Annotated in this window: 18 protein-coding genes; 3 read left to right on the top strand and 15 right to left on the bottom strand. The window is 62.6% G+C overall.

Annotated features, from left to right (window positions below; all coding sequences use genetic code 11):
* Positions 1-84: 84 nt before the first annotated feature.
* The 5 genes from rpmA to ndk form a co-directional block, all read right to left on the bottom strand.
* On the bottom strand, positions 85-414 hold the full coding sequence (gene rpmA, locus HMPREF3171_RS10515; RefSeq protein ID WP_070484886.1) for a 50S ribosomal protein L27: 330 nt from the start codon (positions 412-414) through the stop codon (positions 85-87).
* Between the two features lie 21 nt (positions 415-435).
* On the bottom strand, positions 436-741 hold the full coding sequence (gene rplU / locus HMPREF3171_RS10510) for a 50S ribosomal protein L21 (protein ID WP_070421308.1): 306 nt from the start codon (positions 739-741) through the stop codon (positions 436-438).
* Between the two features lie 169 nt (positions 742-910).
* Positions 911-3,742 (bottom strand): translation initiation factor IF-2 N-terminal domain-containing protein, encoded by a 2,832-nt coding sequence (locus tag HMPREF3171_RS10505; RefSeq protein WP_083292074.1) that lies wholly within the window; start codon positions 3,740-3,742, stop codon positions 911-913.
* A gap of 182 nt (positions 3,743-3,924) precedes the next feature.
* Entirely contained in the window at positions 3,925-4,491 is a 567-nt protein-coding gene (locus HMPREF3171_RS10500) for a TetR/AcrR family transcriptional regulator (RefSeq protein ID WP_070421307.1), read from the bottom strand.
* 144 nt (positions 4,492-4,635) lie between these two features.
* Positions 4,636-5,046: a nucleoside-diphosphate kinase gene (gene ndk / locus HMPREF3171_RS10495; RefSeq protein WP_070421306.1), complete on the bottom strand. Its 411-nt coding sequence runs from the start codon at positions 5,044-5,046 to the stop codon at positions 4,636-4,638.
* Positions 5,047-5,110: 64 nt separating this feature from the next.
* Here ndk and HMPREF3171_RS10490 point away from each other — a divergent pair, with 64 nt between their 5' ends.
* Positions 5,111-6,535: an AMP-binding protein gene (locus tag HMPREF3171_RS10490; RefSeq protein ID WP_070484885.1), complete on the top strand. Its 1,425-nt coding sequence runs from the start codon at positions 5,111-5,113 to the stop codon at positions 6,533-6,535.
* On the opposite strand, the gene HMPREF3171_RS10485 is transcribed toward HMPREF3171_RS10490, so the two are convergent.
* The 6 genes from HMPREF3171_RS10485 to HMPREF3171_RS10460 all read right to left on the bottom strand — a co-directional run bounded on the left by HMPREF3171_RS10485 (position 6,513) and on the right by HMPREF3171_RS10460 (position 13,813).
* Positions 6,513-6,944 carry a DUF4233 domain-containing protein gene (locus tag HMPREF3171_RS10485; protein ID WP_070484884.1) on the bottom strand — a complete coding sequence of 144 codons (432 nt, stop codon included), beginning with the start codon at positions 6,942-6,944 and terminating at the stop codon, positions 6,513-6,515. The genes HMPREF3171_RS10490 and HMPREF3171_RS10485 overlap by 23 nt on opposite strands.
* Positions 6,945-7,077: 133 nt before the next feature.
* Positions 7,078-7,923 carry an ATP-grasp domain-containing protein gene (locus HMPREF3171_RS10480; protein WP_070484883.1) on the bottom strand — a complete coding sequence of 282 codons (846 nt, stop codon included), beginning with the start codon at positions 7,921-7,923 and terminating at the stop codon, positions 7,078-7,080.
* The gene (locus HMPREF3171_RS10475) at positions 7,920-8,495 is read right to left on the bottom strand and encodes a hypothetical protein (RefSeq protein WP_070484882.1); all 576 of its coding nucleotides are present in this window, start codon (positions 8,493-8,495) and stop codon (positions 7,920-7,922) included. Before HMPREF3171_RS10475 ends, HMPREF3171_RS10480 begins: the two co-directional genes overlap by 4 nt.
* A complete protein-coding gene (locus HMPREF3171_RS10470; protein ID WP_070484881.1) occupies positions 8,492-10,117 on the bottom strand; it encodes a bifunctional folylpolyglutamate synthase/dihydrofolate synthase in 1,626 nt (541 codons plus the stop codon). The genes HMPREF3171_RS10475 and HMPREF3171_RS10470 overlap by 4 nt, the downstream gene beginning before the upstream one ends.
* Positions 10,117-12,819 (bottom strand): valine--tRNA ligase, encoded by a 2,703-nt coding sequence (locus tag HMPREF3171_RS10465; protein WP_070484880.1) that lies wholly within the window; start codon positions 12,817-12,819, stop codon positions 10,117-10,119. The genes HMPREF3171_RS10470 and HMPREF3171_RS10465 overlap by 1 nt, the downstream gene beginning before the upstream one ends.
* A 22-nt stretch (positions 12,820-12,841) precedes the next feature.
* Positions 12,842-13,813, bottom strand: coding sequence for a malate dehydrogenase (locus HMPREF3171_RS10460; RefSeq protein WP_070453683.1), 972 nt, complete (start codon positions 13,811-13,813; stop codon positions 12,842-12,844).
* A 180-nt stretch (positions 13,814-13,993) separates the two neighbouring features.
* Here HMPREF3171_RS10460 and HMPREF3171_RS10455 point away from each other — a divergent pair, with 180 nt between their 5' ends.
* Positions 13,994-14,713, top strand: coding sequence for a TetR/AcrR family transcriptional regulator (locus HMPREF3171_RS10455; protein WP_070484879.1), 720 nt, complete (start codon positions 13,994-13,996; stop codon positions 14,711-14,713).
* An 11-nt stretch (positions 14,714-14,724) separates the two neighbouring features.
* On the opposite strand, the gene clpX is transcribed toward HMPREF3171_RS10455, so the two are convergent.
* On the bottom strand, positions 14,725-15,999 hold the full coding sequence (clpX, locus tag HMPREF3171_RS10450; protein WP_070484878.1) for an ATP-dependent Clp protease ATP-binding subunit ClpX: 1,275 nt from the start codon (positions 15,997-15,999) through the stop codon (positions 14,725-14,727).
* A 207-nt stretch (positions 16,000-16,206) separates the two neighbouring features.
* Here clpX and HMPREF3171_RS10445 point away from each other — a divergent pair, with 207 nt between their 5' ends.
* Positions 16,207-16,833, top strand: coding sequence for a hypothetical protein (locus HMPREF3171_RS10445; protein ID WP_070484877.1), 627 nt, complete (start codon positions 16,207-16,209; stop codon positions 16,831-16,833).
* A 71-nt stretch (positions 16,834-16,904) separates the two neighbouring features.
* Here HMPREF3171_RS10445 and HMPREF3171_RS10440 read toward each other — a convergent pair whose 3' ends face one another.
* The 3 genes from HMPREF3171_RS10440 to tig all read right to left on the bottom strand — a co-directional run bounded on the left by HMPREF3171_RS10440 (position 16,905) and on the right by tig (position 19,678).
* On the bottom strand, positions 16,905-17,525 hold the full coding sequence (locus HMPREF3171_RS10440) for an ATP-dependent Clp protease proteolytic subunit (RefSeq protein ID WP_070421294.1): 621 nt from the start codon (positions 17,523-17,525) through the stop codon (positions 16,905-16,907).
* Between the two features lie 30 nt (positions 17,526-17,555).
* A complete protein-coding gene (locus tag HMPREF3171_RS10435) occupies positions 17,556-18,149 on the bottom strand; it encodes an ATP-dependent Clp protease proteolytic subunit (protein WP_070421293.1) in 594 nt (197 codons plus the stop codon).
* A 176-nt stretch (positions 18,150-18,325) separates the two neighbouring features.
* Positions 18,326-19,678 (bottom strand): trigger factor, encoded by a 1,353-nt coding sequence (gene tig / locus HMPREF3171_RS10430; RefSeq protein WP_070484876.1) that lies wholly within the window; start codon positions 19,676-19,678, stop codon positions 18,326-18,328.
* Between the last annotated feature and the right edge of the window lie 55 nt (positions 19,679-19,733).

Below are 19,733 nucleotides of genomic sequence, written 5' to 3'. Positions count from 1 at the left end.
CTTTCTGTAACACGGACGATGATATGCAAAAAGCGCCGCAAGCCCGAATGCACGGGACCTGCGACGCCAAAGCGTTACACGTACTTATGCGGTTGCGGTGCCTTCCTCAACAACGCCTGCTGCCTCAGCCTGCTCGAGGACCTCGGAAGCAACACCCTGGCCGTCAGCCGGGATGATGTTGACAATGCGACGCTTGCGCTTGATGCCGAACTGCACGGAGCCGGAGGCCAGTGCGAACAGCGTGTCGTCGCCACCACGGCCGACGTTGTCGCCCGGGTGGAACTTGGTGCCGCGCTGACGGACGATGATCTCGCCGGCCTTGACCTGCTGGCCACCGAAGCGCTTCACGCCGAGGCGCTTCGACTCAGAGTCACGACCGTTCGAGGAGCTGGATGCACCCTTCTTGGTTGCCATAGTTCAATCTCTCCTAGTTGGTTACTTGATGCCAGTGATCTTGACGGTGGTCAGCGGCTGGCGGTGACCCTGACGGACCTTGTAGCCGGTCTTGTTCTTGTACTTCAGAATCTTGACCTTCTTGCCCTTGCCCTGCTCAACGATCTCCGCGGAGACCTTTGCCTTGGACAGAGCGTCGGCACCGGAGGTGACGTTTGCGCCATCAACGAGAAGGACCGGGGTGAGTTCGACCTTGTCGCCTGCTTCACCCTCAAGCTTCTCGACCTTGACGAGGTCGCCTTCGGCAACCTTGTACTGCTTGCCGCCGGTCTTGACGATCGCGTACATAGAGGGTTACCCCTTATCTCTACTCGCCCAACCTCGGCATGCAACGAGGTCGGAATGGAACAACTTAAGCGTTTCAGGGCCTAACGTGGCCAGCCGTGCCCGCATGCAAAGGCAACGAGGCGGCACGCCCCAAAACAGCGACTGCCAAAGACTACACCGCCCCTACGCGTTACTCCAAACCGCGCCCGCCACCACGTCGGGTAGCACGGCGGCGGCCACGTCGTGCAGCAGGCGCTTGTCGACGAGTCTCCTTCTTCACCGGCTTGTCCTCCGGATCCGCTGCGACGTGCTGACGCACCGGCGCAGAGGTTGCCGACTTGCGGACAACACGACGGCGACCACGACGGTTCGTCTTCGTCGTCACCTGCACGGTTGCCTCTGCTTCTGCACTCCTCGACTTGCGAGACGCACTGCGCTTCAGGGCCTTTTCTTCCTGCTGTACCTGCTGTTCCTGCTGCGCTTGCGACTCCTGCTCGAAGTCTTCCCGGCGCGGCCTGTGATCGGATCGGGAGTTGCCGCGCGTGCGACGCTTGCGGCGCGGCGAGGCCTCGAACTCCTCAACCGCTTCCTCGTACGTCTGGGTCGGCTTCTCTGGCTGCGCCGGCTTGTCGGACCGCTCGCCGCGCTCCGGGGTGGTGTCGCTGTCACGCTGCCCATCACGCTGCTCAGTGCGCTGCTCACCACGCTGCGGGGCGTCGGAGCGGCCGCGGCCACGGCTGCCGCCACGGCGCCCGCGACGGCGGGTCTGGCGCGGCTTCTCTTCGCCAGCCGACTCTTCAGTCGGCTCCTCAGCGGAGCCGTTTGCAGATTTGTCAGAGGAGAAGATGGAGTCGAGCAGTTCGTCCATGTGGTCGTCGTCAAGCGGCTGCTTCTGCTGCGGCTTGCGCTGAGACTGCTTCGACTCGCGCGACTTGCGAGCAGGGCGCTCGGGCTTCCTCTCCTCGGCCTCGACGGGGTCCTCGGTGAGCACAACACCGCGGCCGTCGCAGCACTCGCACGGCTTGGAGAACGTCTCCAACAGGCCGGTGCCCAGGCGTTTGCGAGTCAACTGCACCAGGCCCAGCGAGGTCACCTCAGAGACCTGGTGGCGCGTGCGGTCGCGGCCCAGCGCCTCGTTGAGACGGCGCAGCACGAGGTCCTGGTTTTCCGGCAGGATCATGTCGATGAAGTCGATGATGATCATGCCGCCGATGTCGCGCAGGCGAATCTGACGCACGATCTCCTCAGCCGCCTCGAGGTTGTTCGAGGTGACCGTCTCCTCCAGCGAGCCACCGGAGCCGGTGAACTTGCCGGTGTTGACGTCGATCACCGTCATCGCCTCAGTGCGGTCAATGACCAACGTGCCGCCCGACGGCAGCCACACGGTGCGCGACAGTGCCTTGGAGATCTGTTCGTCGACACGGTATTCCTCGAACGCGTCCTTGCCCTCGTGGGCACCCCGGTCGAACTTCTCCAACCGATCCAGCAGATCCGGCGCAACCGACTGCACGTACGCGTGCACGGTGTTCCAGGGCTTCCGGCCATCCACGATCAGGGAGGTGAAGTCCTCGTTGAACAGGTCGCGCACAACCTTGACCAGCAGGTTCGGCTCTTCGTAGAGGGTTACCGGCTTGGCACCCTTGGAGTTTTTCTCCTCCTCAGCACGTTTTTGGATCGAGGTCCACTGGTTGTGCAGACGGTTCACGTCCGCAGCAATCGCTTCCTCGCTGACGCCCTCTGCTGCGGTGCGGATGATGGCACCGCCCTTGCCCGGCACCACGTCCGCAAGGATCTGCTTGAGACGCTTGCGCTCCGGGGTGGGCAGCTTGCGGGAAATACCAGCGCTGCGCCCGCCCGGGACGTAGACCAGGTAGCGGCCTGCCAGCGAGATCTGGGTGCTCAACCGCGCACCTTTGTGCCCGATCGGGTCCTTGGTTACCTGCACCAGTACTTGGTCGCCGGACTTCAGCGCATGCTCGATGCGGCGCGAACGCCCACCGAGGCCGGCAGACTTCCAATCCACCTCGCTGGCGTAGAGCACACCGTTGCGGCCCTGCCCGATGTCGATGAAGGCAGCTTCCATACTCGGCAGCACGTTTTGCACACGCCCCAGGTAGATGTTGCCAATCATCGAGGCCTGCGCATCGGAGGTAACAAAGTGCTCGACGAGCATGCCGTCTTCAAGCACACCAACCTGCGTGATCCGCCCCTGCCCGTCGTGGCGCTCCCGTTCACGCACGACCATGTGGCGCTCGACCGATTCGCGGCGCGCCAAGAACTCCGCCTGGCTCACAATGCGGGAGCGCTTGCGGTGTTCCTCGCGGCGCTCCGAGCGACGACGGCGCTGCGCCTCCAGACGAGACGACCCCTTGATCGCCACAGGCTCGTCGATCTCGCTGTGCGTATCGACGACACCCTCACCCGAATCCTCTACCTGGCCATCTTCGAGTGGCTCGTCTACCTGCTGCTTCTGTGAGGCGGTGTCCTCGGCCGGCTTCGCCTTGCGGGTGGCGCGGCGGCGTTCCGAACGCGTCGGTGCCTTAAACAGCGGCGCGTGAGTAGCGGGGATGCGATCCTCTTCCGGATCCTCCTGCGGCGCCGGGGTGATCTCGGGCTCGATGTCGGTGAGCGGTTCCTCAGCCGGTTCCTCCGCTGGTTCTTCGGCAGGCTCCTCGGCCGGTTCTTCAGCCGTCTGCAGTTCCGCCTCGACCTTTTCTTCGATCTGGTGGATCTCGTTTTCCACGTCCTTGCGAACGCGGTTACGGATCTTCTCATCCGCCTCTTTATCGCGCTCAGGGTCGGATGTGGTGCTGGCCCCTGCCGCCAAGGCGTCGAGAAGCATGTCTGCTTCCGCCTTGGTCAGCGTGGACTGCGCAACCTTCACCAGACCTAAGTCTGCGAGTGCGACAACCAAGTCCTTCGATGGGACATCAAGCATTTTCGCCAGGTTGAACACCCTGGTCTTTTCCGACAGCGCCGAGCGGTCAAAATCGGCGAAACGGTTTGATTTATTTTTAGCCAAAGCGGCACGCTCCAGTGTTCCTGCCGTGGCCAACCGTCATGTCCGGGCGCCGGCAAGACTACCGAGCAGCCGCGCGGAACATCGTGTGCCACGGGTATGCAAAAGTTTCTCAGCTCCGAGTCATCCTTGCTCGTCGCCTGAGACTCATTCTTGCACAACTTTCGTGCCACAGATACGCGACGCTACTGCTCGGCGACACGCAGGAGATCAATCACCGCAGAAACCGGGGCGTCGCGGTGGTTTTCGGTCACCGCAGCACCGACGGCTACCTGGACAACACGGGTGGAGTTCAGACCGTCCACACCATGCTGTTCCATCATTTTGGTGACCATGCCCTTGAGCTCCTCAAGACCAGCGGAGGAAAACGCCTGCACTTCGCCCGGCTCGCGTTCGGAATCAACGAAAGCATAGACCGTCTGGCGTACGCGCTCTGCTTGTGCGCACGAGATGACATTGACAACCGCTTCAGCGAACTGCACAGGGTCCTTCAGGTCGACGCTGCCCCCCATGATCTCGTGGAACACCTTACGGCGGGACTCAAAAAGCTGATCCAGGCATGTGACCACGAGCTTTTCGCGCGTGGAATAGTAGTAACCGATCGACCCGACCGGCACTTTTGCTTCGGCGGCCACCTGCCGGTGGGTCACGCCGCGGAGCCCCTCGTTGAGCAGCAATTCAGTTGCTGCGTGAAGAATTGCTGCGCGCTTTTCAATCGCGCGCGCCTGCTCGGACCGTGATGACGTTGCCATCTACCCTCCATCGCATCGTGTAGACATGCGATTTCTTTAAATCCAATAAAAGCCGTAGAAAATCATAGAGTTTCGCTTCGTAGAAACGAAAACGGCACCTGCGCCCCTCACACGGGGCACGGTGCCGGGAAGCGGACTTACCGCTTAGAGGTTCGGGAACCAGATAGCGATCTCGCGCTCAGCGGACTCCGGAGAGTCAGAGCCGTGCACGACGTTCTCACCAACGGTCAGGGCGAAGTCGCCGCGAATGGTGCCAGGGGTTGCCTTGGACACCGGGTCAGTGCCGCCAGCGAGCTGACGCCACGCCTCGATGGCGCGCTCGCCCTCGACGATGCCAGCCACCAGCGGAGCGGAGGTGATGAAGTCGACCAGATCGCCGAAGAACGGCTTGTCCTTGTGCTCTGCGTAGTGCTTCTCAGCGGTCTCGCGGTCAGCGGTGCGCAGGTCGAGCTCGACGAGCTTCAGGCCCTTGCGCTCGATGCGGGAAATGATTTCGCCGACGTGGCCGTTTGCCACGCCGTCCGGCTTGATCAGGATCAGAGTACGTTCAGTCATGGCTCGCAATCTTACCCAACCCGACACGTGTTGCACGTCTTGGCTATGCCGTAGTCTTGCCCCCATGTGTCACCGCAGCCCACTTCCGGATATTGATCTACCGGGGACAACCCTGTTCGCGTCTGTCTTTGCGGCGGATGAAGAGGCGCTGCCGGATACCCCCGCAATTACGGAGATCGACACTGGCCGCACAGTCACGTACCCGCAGTTGCGTGCGTTGGCGCTCGGCACTGCGGCCTCGCTCGCCGCGCGCGGCGTGGGCCCGGGCAGCGTCGTCGAGCTGCGCATGCCGAACTCCATCAACTTCGCCGCGGGCCTCCTCGGCGCATCCGCGACTGGCGCACGTGTGTGCGTCATTGGGCATTCGCTTATCGACGACGAAGCGAACCACCTCGCAACCCTCGCCCACACCACCGACCGCGTCACCGCCGAGGACATCCGCCCCGGCGAGTTCGAACCCGTCGGAAGCGCTGACGACGTTGCGGTGATTCCGTTTTCCTCCGGCACCACAGGCCTGCCGAAAGGCGTGGAGTTAACCCACGTCGCGATCACCGCCAACGCCGCCCAGTTCAACGCAGCACTGGCTGCAAGCGGCATCGGCCGGGGCGGTGGTGTGATCGCCCCCCTGCCGTTTTCACACATCTATGGGCTCAACACACTGCTGTTGTCGTCGCTGACCGCACGCCGACACGTCTTCACCGCGGCCCGCTTCAACCTTGCAGAGTTCACCGCTGCCCACCGCGGCCGCGCAATCGATGTGTCCTACATCGCTCCCCCGCTTGCACTCGCGTTGTCCAACCACCCCACCCCTGAAGATTTCGCCACCACCCGTTTTTTGGTGTGCGGCGCGGCATCGCTGGATACGAACCTGGCGCGCAAAGTCGAGCGCCACATCGGCGTTGAAATCCTACAAGGCTACGGCACGACCGAATCCGCACCCGTGACCCACGTCGGCATCTCCGGCAAGTCCGATCCGGGCACGATCGGGTTCGCCATCCCCAACACCGAGTTCCGCCTCAGCCAGGACAACGAACTCCTCGTGCGCGGGCCTCAACTCATGCGTGGCTACTTGGACAACCCGGCTGCCACCGCAAACGCCATCCGGGACGGTTGGCTGCACACCGGCGACATCGCCCGGATCAACGAGGATGAAACGGTCACCATCATCGACCGCGCCAAGGACGTGTTCAAGTACCACGGGTTCCAAATCGCCCCCGCAGAACTCGAAGCGCTCCTGCTCACCCACCCGGACATCGACGACGTGGCCGTCACAGGCCACCGCCGAACGGTAGACGGGGTGGTTGAGGAGGTGCCACGTGCGTTCGTCGTCACGCAAACGGCGCTGAGTGAAGACGACATCATGGCATGGGTTGCGCAGCGCGTCACCCCCTACAAAAAAGTGCGCATGGTCACTTTCGTCGACGCCATCCCCCGAAGCGCAGCAGGCAAAATCCTACGGCGCGAACTTACGTCCCCAGGTGCTGAGTAACCAGGTAACCGTGGCGCATACGCTGAATCATCTCCGAGCGCATCTGGATGATGAAGTACCACACAATGCCGAAAATCACGCCCACAGCGGTCACAGACCAGTGGATGAAGAAACCAAAAATCAGCGGGACCTGCAACGCCAAATCGATCCACAGAGCGCCGGGCTTGCGCTGAAACGCGGCCATCACCACATGGGCCAGCCCAATGACGGTGATGTAGACCCAGTTAAACGTGGTCCAGTGCTCACCCTCATCCACCTTGAGGATCACCGTGAGAATGAGCAGCACCGTGATCGCTTCCATGATCAACGTGCCGGAAAGAACACCGCTGAGCCCCGCCATCGGATCCTTCACGGGAGCCTTACCAGGCCCAAGCGGACCCATTTCCTGCTGCGTCTTCTTTCTCGCCATGGTGGTTATCGTAGCCAGACCTAGCTGGCATCCATAACCTGCGCCCGGCGCGGTGCCGCCGCAAGGGAGACAATGAACGGCAACGCGGGACTCGTCGATACGCTCGCGCGGCCAGACGCCCCTGTCCTTTCGGTCAAAGCTGCTCCAGATATTCAACGACTGCTGCTGCGACGTCGATTCCGGTGGTCTGCGTCAGCGACGCGAACTGTGCGTTCGAGTTCACCTCGCCGACCAGGGGTTCTTGCGCGTCGAGGAAGTCCACCGAGCCGACATCCAGCCCAAGCGCTGTCATCGCGGCACGCGCAACGTCGACGTATTCGGCCGGGGGATCCCAGGTTTGCGCACGCCCGCCACCGGTGATGTTGGCGCGGAAATCTCCACCTTGGCCAAAGCGCCGCATCGCTGCGACGGGTGTGTCGCCCACCATGTAGATCCGCGCGTCGCGGCCGTGCGAGCCGGCAACATACTCCTCCACAATCACCGGTGAGGGGTACGCCTCACGCAGCACGTCGATGAGCTCGTCGCGGCTATTTACAAGAAACACCCCGCTGCCCCACGACCCAACGGCATGTTTCGCCACCGCCGGAAACCCCAGGGCATATTCGACGGCGGCGAGAAACTCGCTGTTCGCCCATTCCTCCGCCGCGAGGTTGCGGTACACCAGCGGCGCGGTGATCGTTTTCGGGTGCGCGATCCCCGCCCGAGTCAGCGCCGCATGCGTGTACGCCTTGTTGTCACACAGCGCAATGCTTTGCGACGAATTCACGCACCTGACCCCGAACGCCTCCAACTGCGCAACCGCGGCGACATCCTTATCCATGATGAAGGCCACCTCGGGAAGGTCCTCCAAATGAGTAACCGCGTAGTCGGTGGTCACACGCTCAATCTGGCCGTGTGATGCCCCGATGATCTGGTCGAACTGCCACTCAAACTTGTCCCAGTGCAGCCATCGGTTGGTCACCAGCCAGGTCGGTTTCACGCCAATTCCTCCGCAAAGCGCTGCACGATGCGCGTCAACGCAGCCAGCATGTGTTCGCGCGGCCCTTCGTCGAGCGCGGCGCTGTTCATCTCCACCTGCACGTACGGGATATTGGTACGCGCCGCGACGTCGGAGGAGACGCGGTGAAGCCCCATTGCGGGAAAGATTTCGTCGACAAGCACGGGCACACCGCACGCGTTGAACTCGGCGACCACAATGTCGCGCACCCGCCAATCGTCGTGGATGTTGCGCCCGCGACCGGTTCCCAGGATTACCTGATCGGGCCGGTCCGGGTTCATCTGGTGCAAGTCGATGCCCGCAACGATCCCACGCTGCTCGACCTCGCGCACCGCGACGTCCCGGAACGGACTGTGCTCGTCCGAGTTCGGATCCGCCTTATCCGCGTCGGTCTTGATCAACGCTGTCGCGCCTACGTGCTCGTGGAGTTGCTCCGCGAGCCAACGGGTCGCGGGCTCCGCAAGCTTGATCTTGCCGTCGCGCTGCTGCTCAACAGCGTGCGGCGCCGTAACAATCACAGGCGCCGTGCCAGGCAACAGCAGGTGCGCGGTCACTGCACACCCCGCGACGAACGCAGGTAGGTGCGCGCCTGACCTGCGGTGGCAACGGAGCCGGTGATGAGCACACCGACGCCTTCGGGGCCTTCCTCCTCGGCCAACTCGATGGCGAGTTCGATCGCCGAGGGCAGGTTGTCGTCGACACGCACACGCTCATCGCCGAAGACCTCGTAGGCGATCTCCGCCAACTCGTAAGCGTCCATCGCGCGCGGGTCGGTGTTCTGGGTGATCACCACATCCGCGAGCACCGGCTCGAGCGCTGCCAGCATCGCGCGAGCATCCTTGTCCGCGAAGATGGACACCACGCCGATAACGGACTGGTAGTTGAAGTCGCGCTGCATCGCTTCGGCGAGCGTGGCCGCGCCGTGGGGGTTGTGGGCGGCGTCGATGAGCACCACCGGATCACCCAGCACTCGCTCCACGCGCGCAGGCACCTTCACCTCCGCGAAGCCCTGGCGCACCGAATCCATATCCAACGGGTGCTCGCGGGACACGCCGAAGAAGCTCTCCACCGCAGCCAGCGCCACCGAAGCGTTCTCTGCCTGGTGTGCGCCGGACAGCGGCAAGAAGATGTCGTCGTAGACTCCGCCAAGGCCCTGCAGCGATAGTTGCTGGCCGCCGACGGCGACTGAGGAGTCGTCGATAGTAAAGTCGCGGCCCTGTCGCGCCACCGCCGCGCCGGTTTCCACCGCGCGCTCCAGGATGACGTGCATCGCCTCCGGCTCCTGCTCAGCAACGATGGCGATGTTTTCCGCCGGTCCGTAGCCGTCGCGCTCCCGGGCCTTGATAATGCCTGCCTTGTGCGTGGCGATCTCCTCGATCGTCTCACCGAGGAACCGCTGGTGGTCGATACCGATCGGGGTGATGACGGACACGTCCGCCTCCACCACGTTCGTCGCATCCCAGGTGCCGCCCATGCCGACCTCGACGATCGCAACATCCACGGGTGCGTCCGCAAACGCCGCGTACGCAATGCCGACAAGCAGCTCGAAACGGCTCATCTCCGCCTCGCCGCGCTCGCGGAAGTGCGCGTCCACCATGTCCACGTACGGCTCAATGTCGCGCCACACATCCACGAAACGGGTCTGGGAAATCTCCTCCCCGTCAATGAGGATGCACTCGGTGACACGCTCCAGCTCCGGCGAGGTAAACAACCCCGTGCGACGGTTCAGCGCGCGCAGGATCGACTCCGCCATACGCGCCGTCGACGTCTTGCCGTTCGTGCCCGCAACGTGAATAACGTTGAAGGACTGCTGGGGCGTACCCAGCAAATCCATCAGCATCGCAATGCGATCCAGCGACGGGTTCGGGTCATTCGCCGCCGCACGCGCATCCAACTGGACGACCACCTTGTCAAAGTCCGGGTGGTCTCCCTCCGGAGCCAGGGTTGGTGCAGGCTCGTCGGTATCGGCGTCAGCAGCATCTGTGCCGGTCTCGGCCGGCATGTCGGCCAGGTTGAGCGTGATGCCGTGATCGGTCATCTCCAGGTGGCCGAAGTCGGTGTCACGGCCGGATTCGAGGTCGGCGATGTCGATGCCCTCGAGGGCGTCGTCGCCAAGCTGTGCTCGAAGCGCCTCGTACGCTGCCCGCGCTTCCGGATCGAACGACTTATCCGCCATTACTTCAGCGCCTCAAGACGAGCCGTGACGCGCTCGAATTCCTCCTGCGCCACCTGCTGCCGCACCTTAATCTTCTCGACGACCTGCTCCGGCGCATTAGCCAAAAACTGCTCATTAGCCAACTGGCCTCCAGTGGTGTCGAGCTCCTTCTGCGCCGCCGCAAGCTCCTTTTCCAGGCGCTTGCGCTCCGCAGCGACATCGACGGTGTCGGAAGTATCCAACGCGACGTCCAGGTTGACCTTGCTCAGGCGCATCTCAATGCTTGCCGAGGCCTCAAAGTCATCCTCCGGCGCCGTCACCTTCGCAATCTGGCGCACCATTGCCTCCTGGCCCACCAGATCAGCCGAAGCGAAGTCCAGGCGAGCCGGCACCTTCTGCGACGGCTTCACACCCTGATCAGAGCGGAAGCGACGCAGCTCGGTGATGAGCTTGATCGAATCTTCGATGCGACGGCGAGCGTCCTCATCGGTCGCGGCACCACCGTTGGTGTCCTCTGCGGTCGGCCACGGCGCGAGCGTCACCGTTTCGCCGCCGGTCAGTGCCTTCCACAGCACCTCGGTGATAAACGGCATCGTCGGGTGCAGCAGGCGCAGCACAACATCGATCACACGGCCGAGGACCACCTTGGTGTTCTCACCCTGCTCGCTCTCGCCGTCCCGCGGGATCTGGGTCTTGGCGATCTCCAGGTACCAGTCGCACAGCTCATCCCACGCGAAGTGGTAAAGCGCCTCGTTGGCCTTGGCAAACTGGTAATCGTCCAGGTAGGCGTCCACCTTGGCGCGGACTTCCTCGGCTCGATCCAGGATCCAACGGTCAGCGTCGGTCAGCACCTCGCGTGCAGGCAACGCGTCCACGCGCGCGCCGTTCATGAGCGCGAACTTGGTGGCGTTAAACAGCTTGGTGGCAAAGTTGCGGGCGGCGGTGGCGTGGTCGTCGCCAATCGGCAGGTCCACACCCGGGTTCGCACCACGAGCCAGGGCGAAGCGCAGCGCATCCGCACCGTACTGCTCCACCCAATCCATCGGGTCGATGCCGTTGCCCAAGGACTTCGACATCTTGCGGCCCTTCTCGTCGCGCACCAGGCCGTGTAGGTAGAGGTGCTCGAACGGGATCTGCGGGCGGCCATCCTTACCCTCCCCCAGGATCTCCGGGGTGGTCGAGCCTGCAAAGGTGCCGAACATCATCATGCGGGCAACCCAGAAGAACAGGATGTCGTAGGCGGTAACCAGCACGGTGGTTGGGAAGAACTTCTCCAAATCCGGGGTCTTGTCCGGCCAACCCATCGTGGAAAACGGCCACAGTGCCGACGAGAACCAGGTATCCAAAACGTCTGGATCCTGCTCGTAGCCTGCCGGCGGCTCTTCGTCCGGGCCGACGCAAACCACGTCACGCTCGCCGTTGTCGTCCTCCGGGCCGTACCAGATCGGGATGCGGTGGCCCCACCACAACTGGCGCGAAATGGTCCAGTCGTGCATGTTGTCCACCCAGTCGAAGTAGCGCTTCTCCATCGACTCCGGGTGAAGCTTGGTGTCGCCTTCGCGCACGGCATCGCCGGACATCTTGGCCAGCTCGTCGACCTTGACAAACCACTGCAGGGACAGGCGCGGCTCGATCGGCTCACCGGAACGCTCCGAGTGGCCCACGGAGTGGACGTACGGGCGCACTTCCTTGACAATGCGGCCCTGCTCAGCCAGCGCCTCGCGCACGGCGACGCGGGCTTCTTCGCGGCTCATGCCGTCAAACTTGGTGCCGGTATCAGCGATGCGGCCCTTTTCGTCCATGATGATCGGCATCTCAAGGTCGTGGCGCAGACCCATCTCGTAGTCGTTCGGGTCGTGCGCCGGGGTGATCTTCACCGCACCGGTGCCGAGTTCCATGTCCACGTAGTCGTCGGCAATGACCTTGACCTGCATGCCTTCGCGCAGTGGGTGCTCGAAGACTTCGCCGATGAGGTGGGAGTAGCGCTCGTCGTCAGAGTGAACGGCGATGGCGACGTCGCCCAGCATCGTCTCCACACGCGTCGTGGCAACGATCAGGTGCGGTTGGTCGTCGTCAAGCGAGCCGTAGCGAATGGAGACGAACTCGCCCTCGACGTCCTTGTACACGACCTCAATGTCGGACACAGCAGTCTCCAGCACCGGCGACCAGTTGACCAGGCGGTAATCGCGGTAGACCAGGCCGCGGTCGTAGAGCTGCTTAAAGATGGTCTGGACGGCGCGCGACAGGCCCTCGTCCAGCGTGAAGCGCTCGCGGGACCAGTCGACGGAATCGCCGATCGCACGCATCTGCGAGGTGATCGTGCCACCGTACTGCTCCTTCCACTCCCACACCCGGTCAATGAACTCTTCACGGCCGTAGTCGTAGCGGTCCTTGCCTTCTTCGGCCTTGAGCTTCGCCTCGACCTTGGTCTGGGTGGCGATGCCTGCGTGGTCCATGCCCGGCAGCCACAGCACCTCGTAGCCTTGCATGCGCTTGCGGCGCACCAGGGAATCCATCAGCGTGTGGTCGAGCGCATGGCCCATGTGCAGCTGACCCGTCACGTTTGGCGGCGGCAGCACGATGGAGTACGCAGGCTTGTCAGAGTGGGCGTCGGCAGTGAAATAGCCTGCCTTGACCCAGCCTTCGTAGAGGTCGCGTTCGTGGTCGCTGGGCTCCCACGACTTCGGCAGCGCGTCAGTGCGGTTCAGATTTTTGTCAGTCACGCGACCTATCTTAACGAGCTCCCTAGAACAGCTTGTCGGCGATCGCCGCCTCGTCCTTCAGGGCGGTGATGTTGGCGTCGATACGAGCCCGCTGATCGTCGCTGAGCTCCAGCTTTTCGACGACCTCCCACGCACCGTTTTCACCCGTCACCGGGAAGCCGAACACAAGCCCTTCGTCCACGCCGTACTGGCCCGTCGACGGCAACGCAGCCGTCGTCCACTTGCCAGCCGTGCCCTGCACCCAGTCGCGCATGTGATCCACCGACGCCGACGCCGCAGACGCCGCCGAGGACTTACCGCGCACCTCGATGATCTCCGCGCCGCGCTTGGCCACGCGCGGGATGAACTCGTCGGTATACCAGGCGCGATCCACCTCAACCGGGTTGCCGTCCACCGTGGCGTACGTGATGTCCGGGAACTGCGTATCCGAGTGGTTACCCCACACTGTCAGACGCTCAATGGCGCTCGAGGCCACCCCGAGCTGCTGCGAGAGCATCGACAGCGCACGGTTGTGGTCCAAACGCATCAGCGCGTTGAAGCGATCCGCTGGCACATCCGGCGCCGCCTTGTTCGCAATGTAGGCATTCGTGTTCGCCGGGTTGCCGACCACCAGCACGCGGACGTCATCCGCAGCACCGTTGTTGATCGCCTGCCCCTGTCCGATGAAAATCTTGCCGTTCGCAGCCAGCATGTCCGCGCGCGACTCCCCCTTGCCGCGCGGCTTCGCCCCCACCAGGAACGCCGCCTGCGCACCGTCGAACGCCTTGTTTGCGTCGTCGGTCACCGTGATCTTGTTCAGAAGCGGCAGCGCCGAGTCGTTGAGCTCCATTGCCGTGCCCTCAGCCGCACGCACCGCCTCCGGGATCTCCAGCAGCGTCAGGTTCACCGGACGATCGGGGCCGAAGACGTCGCCTGCTGCCACGCGCCACAGCAACGAGTACGCAATGTTGCCTGCTGCGCCGGTAACAACGACGTTTGCGGGGGTCTGGGACATGATGAGGCCTCCTCTTTCTGTTTCTGTTTCCCCTTCAACCTACCCCCACAGGGGGCAACATTGGCCGGTACTGCGCCACTGATCTGCCAAGTGGTGCACGATGAGAGGAAGCAAAGAAGCGTATCGACGACCCCACCACACCGAACCACACCGAACCACACCGAAAGGGAGCCCACGGACATGGCCGACACCGCCGCACCCGCGACCGCCCCCTCCCCCGATGATGTCGTCAATGCCGCAGTCACCGCGTTTGCCCACCACGGGTTTTCCGACGTCAAACTCAACTCACTCGCCCGCACCACCGGCATGAGCAAACGGATGATCCACTACCACTTTGGCAACAAACGCGGCCTGTACCTCGCAGCGCTCAAAGCGGCGAGCGGACGCATCACCCCACCCCAGGACATCGCCACCCGTTCCTACGCAGCCCCCGTCGAAGGGATGCGCCGTTACGTCGACGCGCTCTACCACGCATTTTTGGACAACCCCGACGCGGTGCGTTTGGTGCTGCGCGAAAACCTGGACCCCGTCGCCGCCGAAGAGGACGCGGCCGCTCTGGTCGGCGCAAACGAAGTGCTCCTCCACGTCGAACGCCTGCTGCTCGCCGGTCAGGACGCGGGTGCTTTCCGGCCTGGGATCTCCGCCGTCGACCTGCTCACGCTGGTTGCCTCACTGTGCTTCTTCCGCGTGGGCAACAGCCTGACCGCGCTCAGTGTCAGCGACGTTGACTTTGCAAGCCGCCGCAACATCGACGGCATGCGCCGCATGGTCATCGATACCGTACTGACGTTTCTTACGTCCAACATCCCCTACTCCGGCTACGAGGCATACCTCGAGCCCACCCCCACCGCCGAAGAAGAAACCGCCGACGTCTACAGCGACGACGGCGGCCTAATCTAAGCGCGACGGCTTTACGCGGAACGCTTCTTTTCTTCCTCGATGAACTTCGGCTCACCCGTGCCGAGCGCAGCCTCCTCATCGAGCACAACCTCTGCAATACCTTCGCGGTCCGGCAACTCGTACATCACCGGCACAAGCAGTTCCTCCATAATCGCGCGCAGACCACGAGCGCCGGTCTTGCGCTCCGCGGCCTTGTCTGCGATCACACCGAGCGCCTCGTCGGTCACCGTCAGTTCCGCGCCGTCCATCGCGAACAGGCGCTTGTACTGCTTCACCAACGAGTTCTTCGGCTCCGTAAGCACGCGCTTCATCGAGTCGCGATCCAGATCATCGACGTGCGCGATGATCGGCAAACGGCCAATGAACTCGGGGATCAGGCCGAACTTCACCAGATCGCCCGGCTGCACCTGCGCCATCATGTTCGCCTCGTCGCGCTCCGACTTCGAATCGATCTCCGCACCGAAGCCGATACCCTTCTTACCCACGCGCTCCGCGATCACCTTGTCCAAACCTGCGAACGCACCGGCGACAATAAACAAGATGTTCGACGTATCCACCTGGATGAACTCCTGGTTCGGGTGCTTACGCCCGCCCTGCGGCGGCACCGACGCAACCGTGCCTTCCAGGATCTTCAGCAGCGCCTGCTGCACGCCCTCACCCGAAACGTCACGAGTAATCGACGGGTTTTCAGACTTGCGCGAAATCTTGTCCACTTCGTCGACATAAATGATGCCGTGCTGCGCACGATTCACGTCAAAGTCCGCGGCCTGCAGCAACTTCAGCAGAATGTTCTCCACGTCCTCGCCGACATAGCCCGCTTCCGTCAAGCTCGTCGCATCTGCAATGGCAAACGGCACATTCAGCATGCGAGCCAGCGTCTGCGCAAGGTACGTCTTGCCGGAACCCGTAGGTCCAAGCAACAAAATATTGGACTTGGAAATCTCCACTTCCTCATCCTTCGCGCGGGCCGAAAGATTCGACTCCTCAGCCTTAATACGCTTGTAGTGGTTGTACACCGCTACCGCAAGCGTGCGCTTCGCTGCATCCTGGCCGATGACATACTCGTTCAAAAACGCCGTGATCTCCGACGGCCGCGGCAAACGGTCCCCGGACTCCTCCTGACGTTCCGCACCGGCAAGCTCCTCTTCGATGATCTCGTTGCACAGCTCGATGCATTCGTCGCAAATGTAGACGCCTCCGCCCGCAATAAGTTTGCGGACCTGCTGCTGGCTTTTGCCGCAGAAAGAGCACTTCAGAAGGCTAGCGCTGTCATGCGTAGTGGCCATATGCGCGTATCTACTCCCGTTCCCTCGCCGAAATCTTCCCCAAGTCTAGTGGGTGCTGAACCCCACACCCTACAACGCACGACGACACATCCCTGTTCCCGTCCCACGCACCCAAAACGCAGTGGGACTAAACTAAGCGCATTGTCCTCGGAACGATCAGCTAGCCTAGACACATTCTTTGATGTGTCTGAAAGGAAATCCGTACCCGTGAAACGCAGCCGCGCACTTGCCACCATCGCCGCAGCGCTCATCGCCGTCCCGGCGCTTTCCGCCTGCGGCGGCTCGGACGACGAGGCACGCATTGCTGAACCGGTGCTGGATTTCCCCCAAACCAGCACAACAGCCACCCCAACCCCGACGACCACCACCTCCGAGGAAGACGACGAGACCACAACCTCCTTGTCCACAACCACGAAGAGCTCCTCGAGCTCCTCGTCGAAGACGTCCACCAAGTCCAGCAGCAGTCGCCGCAGCTCGAGCGGATCCGGCAACTCCGGCGGTTCCGCACGCGAGCCAGAGGTCGCTCCCGCACCGGACGAGCCGGGGGCAGCCTGCGCATGGCCCGCACAAGGCTCGCAGGGCGCCAGCGACGAATACAGCACCTTCTGCGACCGTGAATGGGCCCGCACCGTCACACCAGACGGTCAGGACTACTACTGGGTCGCACGGGGCAACGGTTGGGCGTCTGTAGACCCGCAAAACACCGCAGACGGCGTGTGCTGGTCGCGCGGCGACTTCGAGGGCGCACCAGAAGCCATCCGTAACGCAGTGAAGTTCTGCGACGACGCAGCGCCGACCTCCGCCGACGTCGTGGAAACCCCAACCGAACAGTAGGTGGTTGTGGTGCGACGCCGGTGAGGGTGTCGTCGTAAAGCTAAAAAGCGCCCTTACGGGCGCCTTTCTTTTTAGCCGTTGAGCTTGCGGTAGTCGAAGACCTGGTCGATGATCCCGTACTCCACGGCTTCCTCAGCGGTGAGGATCTTGTCGCGGTCGGTATCAATACGAACCTGCTCTGGCGTACGGCCCGTGTGGTGCGACAGCGTGTTCTCCATGAGACGACGCATACGGTCGATCTCAGCCGCCTGGATCTCCAGGTCCGACACCTGACCCTGGGTGCCCTGGGTAGCCGGCTGGTGGATCAGCACACGCGAGTTCGGCAGCGCCGCACGCTTACCCGGCGCACCGGCAGCCAGGATGACTGCGGCGGCGGATGCAGCCTGGCCGAGGCACACCGTCTGCACGTCGGGGCGGACGTACTGCATCGTGTCGTAAATCGCCATCAACGCGGTAAACGAACCACCCGGGGAGTTGATGTACATCGTGATGTCACGGTCCGGATCCTGGGACTCCAGGACCAGCAGCTGGGCCATGATGTCGTTCGCCGACGTGTCATCAACCTGGGTGCCAAGGAACACAATGCGCTCCTCGAACAGCTTACCGTACGGATCAATCTGCTTCGTGCCGAAGCTGGTCTCCTCCAGGAACTGCGGCAGCACGTAGCGGGAGCTGGGCATTTGGAAAGTCATAGTAAAAGTCTCCTCTTCTCGTTGCTTGCCTTAGTCGCCAATCGCGTGCTCGCCAGCCATGGCGGCATTCTCGATGACGTGGTCCACGATGCCGTATTCCTTGGCCTCCATCGCGGTAAACCAACGGTCACGGTCCGAATCCTTCGTGATCTGTTCGAAGGTCTGGCCGGTGTGCTCTGCGATAAGTTCAGCCATCTCACGCTTCGTCGCGGCAAACTGCTCAGCCTGGATCGCAATATCAGCAGCAGTGCCGCCAACACCTGCGGAGGGCTGGTGCATCATGATGCGTGCGTGCGGCAGCGCGTAACGCTTGCCCTTCGTGCCGCCAGACAGCAGGAACTGGCCCATGGAAGCAGCCAGACCCATGCCGTAGGTAGCGATGTCGCACGGGGAGTACTTCATCGTGTCGTAAATCGCCATACCTGCGGTCACCGAACCGCCCGGCGAGTTGATGTAAAGACTGATGTCGCGCGTCGGATCCTCAGCCGACAGCAGCAGAATCTGGGCGCAAAGCTTGTTGGCAATCTCATCATCCACCTGCTGACCCAGGAAAATAATGCGCTCCCGCAGGAGGCGCTCGTACACCGAGTCTCCCAGGTTCATACCTTGAGTCGGGGAAGTCATAACAGATGCTCCTTCGCTAGTTCGTCGTGTAACGCCACCACCCTACTCGCGCACGGGAGGTAGCTAAACCTTGTTCGCTACCGGCGTACGGGCAACTCTTATCGACGACCCCACGCCCACAACAAAAACGACCGGGAGCAAACACACGCTCCCGGCCGTTCAAAGATTAACGGAGTTTACTGCTCCTCAGCAGCCTCGTCCTCTTCCTCGATCTCACCGAAGTAATCGTTCGGGTCAACCTTGTTGCCAGCCTCATCCTTCACCGAGGTGCGAGAGATAGCGGCGGCGAGGGCCTTGCCGCGACGCACGTCGGAGAACAGGTTCGCGATCTGGCCGGACTGCTGCAGCTGAGCCACGAACTGGTTCGGGTCCATGCCGTAGGACTGTGCGGTGAACAGGATGTGGTCGGTGAGCTCCTGCTGGGAAACCTCCGGCTGCTCTTCCTCTGCGACAGCGTCGAGGAACAGCTGGGTGCGCACGGACTCTTCAGCCTGCTTGCGGGACTCCTTGTCAAACTCTTCGCGGGTCGTGCCCTGCGCCTCAAGCAGCTGCGCCAGTGCGTTCTCGTCGTGAGCCATCTGGCCGAGCAGCTGGTGGAGCTGGTTGTGCACCTGCTCGTCGACGATCGACTCCGGCAGCGCGAACTCAACCTGGGCGAGGGCAGCCTTGAGGACCTCATCGCGAATGTCAGCAGCCTGCTTCGCCTTCGCGTTCTCCTCAACCTGCTCGCGGGTGGACTCACGCAGCTCGTCGACGGTGTCGAACTCGGACGCCATCTGGACGAACTCGTCGTCAAGATCCGGAAGCTTGCGCTCCTTGGTCTGCTGGACGTGGACCTTGACGGTCGCCTTCTTGCCCTTGTTCTCGCCGTACTGGATCTCGGTTTCGAACTCGTTGTCCTCGCCGGTCTTCATGCCACGCAGAGCGGTGTCCAGACCCTTCATCAGGTCGTCGGCGCCGACGCGGTAGGTCAGGCCCTCAGCGGAAGCGTCGTCGAGCTTCTCGCCGTCAATGGAAGCCTCAAGGTCGATGACCGCGAAGTCGTCGGTCTTCATCTTGCGCTTGGTGTCCTTGAGCTCACCGAAACGCTCACGCAGGGAGTCGAGCTCGGCGTCAACAGCCTCGTCGTCAACCTTGAGCTCCGGAACAGTGACCTCAATCTTGGAGAAGTCCGGCACCTTGATCTCCGGACGGACGTCGATCTCAGCGGTGAACTCGACAACGTCGTTGTCCTCGATCTTGGTGACCTCAATCTCCGGCTGGCCCAGCGGGTTCAGGTCGTTCTCTGCCAGAGCCTGCTCGTAGCGGGTCGGCAGCATGTCGTTGACAACCTGCTCCAGGATCGGACCGCGGCCGAAACGAGCGTCGATCAGCTGGCGCGGAGCCTTGCCGCGACGGAAGCCCGGAATGTTGACCTGCTGGGAGATCGCCTTGTATGCCTGGTCGATCTCCGGGCCAAGCTCGTCGAACGGCACGCTGACGTTGAGCTTAACGCGGGTGTCGCTGAGCTTTTCGACGTTAGTCTTCACGGGTTTCTCCTGTACTTGTTTCCATCAACGAGTTTCAGTGCTTATAAGTGGCGGG

The sequence above is a fragment of the Corynebacterium sp. HMSC08F01 genome (assembly GCF_001807545.1).
Classification (GTDB): domain Bacteria; phylum Actinomycetota; class Actinomycetes; order Mycobacteriales; family Mycobacteriaceae; genus Corynebacterium; species Corynebacterium coyleae.
The sequence above is the reverse complement of the archived record's forward strand: the minus strand, read 5'-3'. Positions and strand labels throughout refer to the sequence as shown.

Coding starts and splice junctions, on each gene's coding strand:
- HMPREF3171_RS10435 (WP_070421293.1), bottom strand. CDS start 18,149: ATGACTTCCCCGACTCAAGGTATGAACCTGGGAGACTCGGTGTACGAG.
- HMPREF3171_RS10470 (WP_070484881.1), bottom strand. CDS start 10,117: ATGGCGGATAAGTCGTTCGATCCGGAAGCGCGGGCAGCGTACGAGGCG.
- HMPREF3171_RS10440 (WP_070421294.1), bottom strand. CDS start 17,525: ATGACTTTCCAAATGCCCAGCTCCCGCTACGTGCTGCCGCAGTTCCTG.
- HMPREF3171_RS10485 (WP_070484884.1), bottom strand. CDS start 6,944: ATGGCGAGAAAGAAGACGCAGCAGGAAATGGGTCCGCTTGGGCCTGGT.
- HMPREF3171_RS10460 (WP_070453683.1), bottom strand. CDS start 13,813: ATGTCCCAGACCCCCGCAAACGTCGTTGTTACCGGCGCAGCAGGCAAC.
- clpX (WP_070484878.1), bottom strand. CDS start 15,999: ATGGCCACTACGCATGACAGCGCTAGCCTTCTGAAGTGCTCTTTCTGC.
- rpmA (WP_070484886.1), bottom strand. CDS start 414: ATGGCAACCAAGAAGGGTGCATCCAGCTCCTCGAACGGTCGTGACTCT.
- rplU (WP_070421308.1), bottom strand. CDS start 741: ATGTACGCGATCGTCAAGACCGGCGGCAAGCAGTACAAGGTTGCCGAA.
- ndk (WP_070421306.1), bottom strand. CDS start 5,046: ATGACTGAACGTACTCTGATCCTGATCAAGCCGGACGGCGTGGCAAAC.
- HMPREF3171_RS10500 (WP_070421307.1), bottom strand. CDS start 4,491: ATGGCAACGTCATCACGGTCCGAGCAGGCGCGCGCGATTGAAAAGCGC.
- HMPREF3171_RS10455 (WP_070484879.1), top strand. CDS start 13,994: ATGGCCGACACCGCCGCACCCGCGACCGCCCCCTCCCCCGATGATGTC.
- HMPREF3171_RS10490 (WP_070484885.1), top strand. CDS start 5,111: ATGTGTCACCGCAGCCCACTTCCGGATATTGATCTACCGGGGACAACC.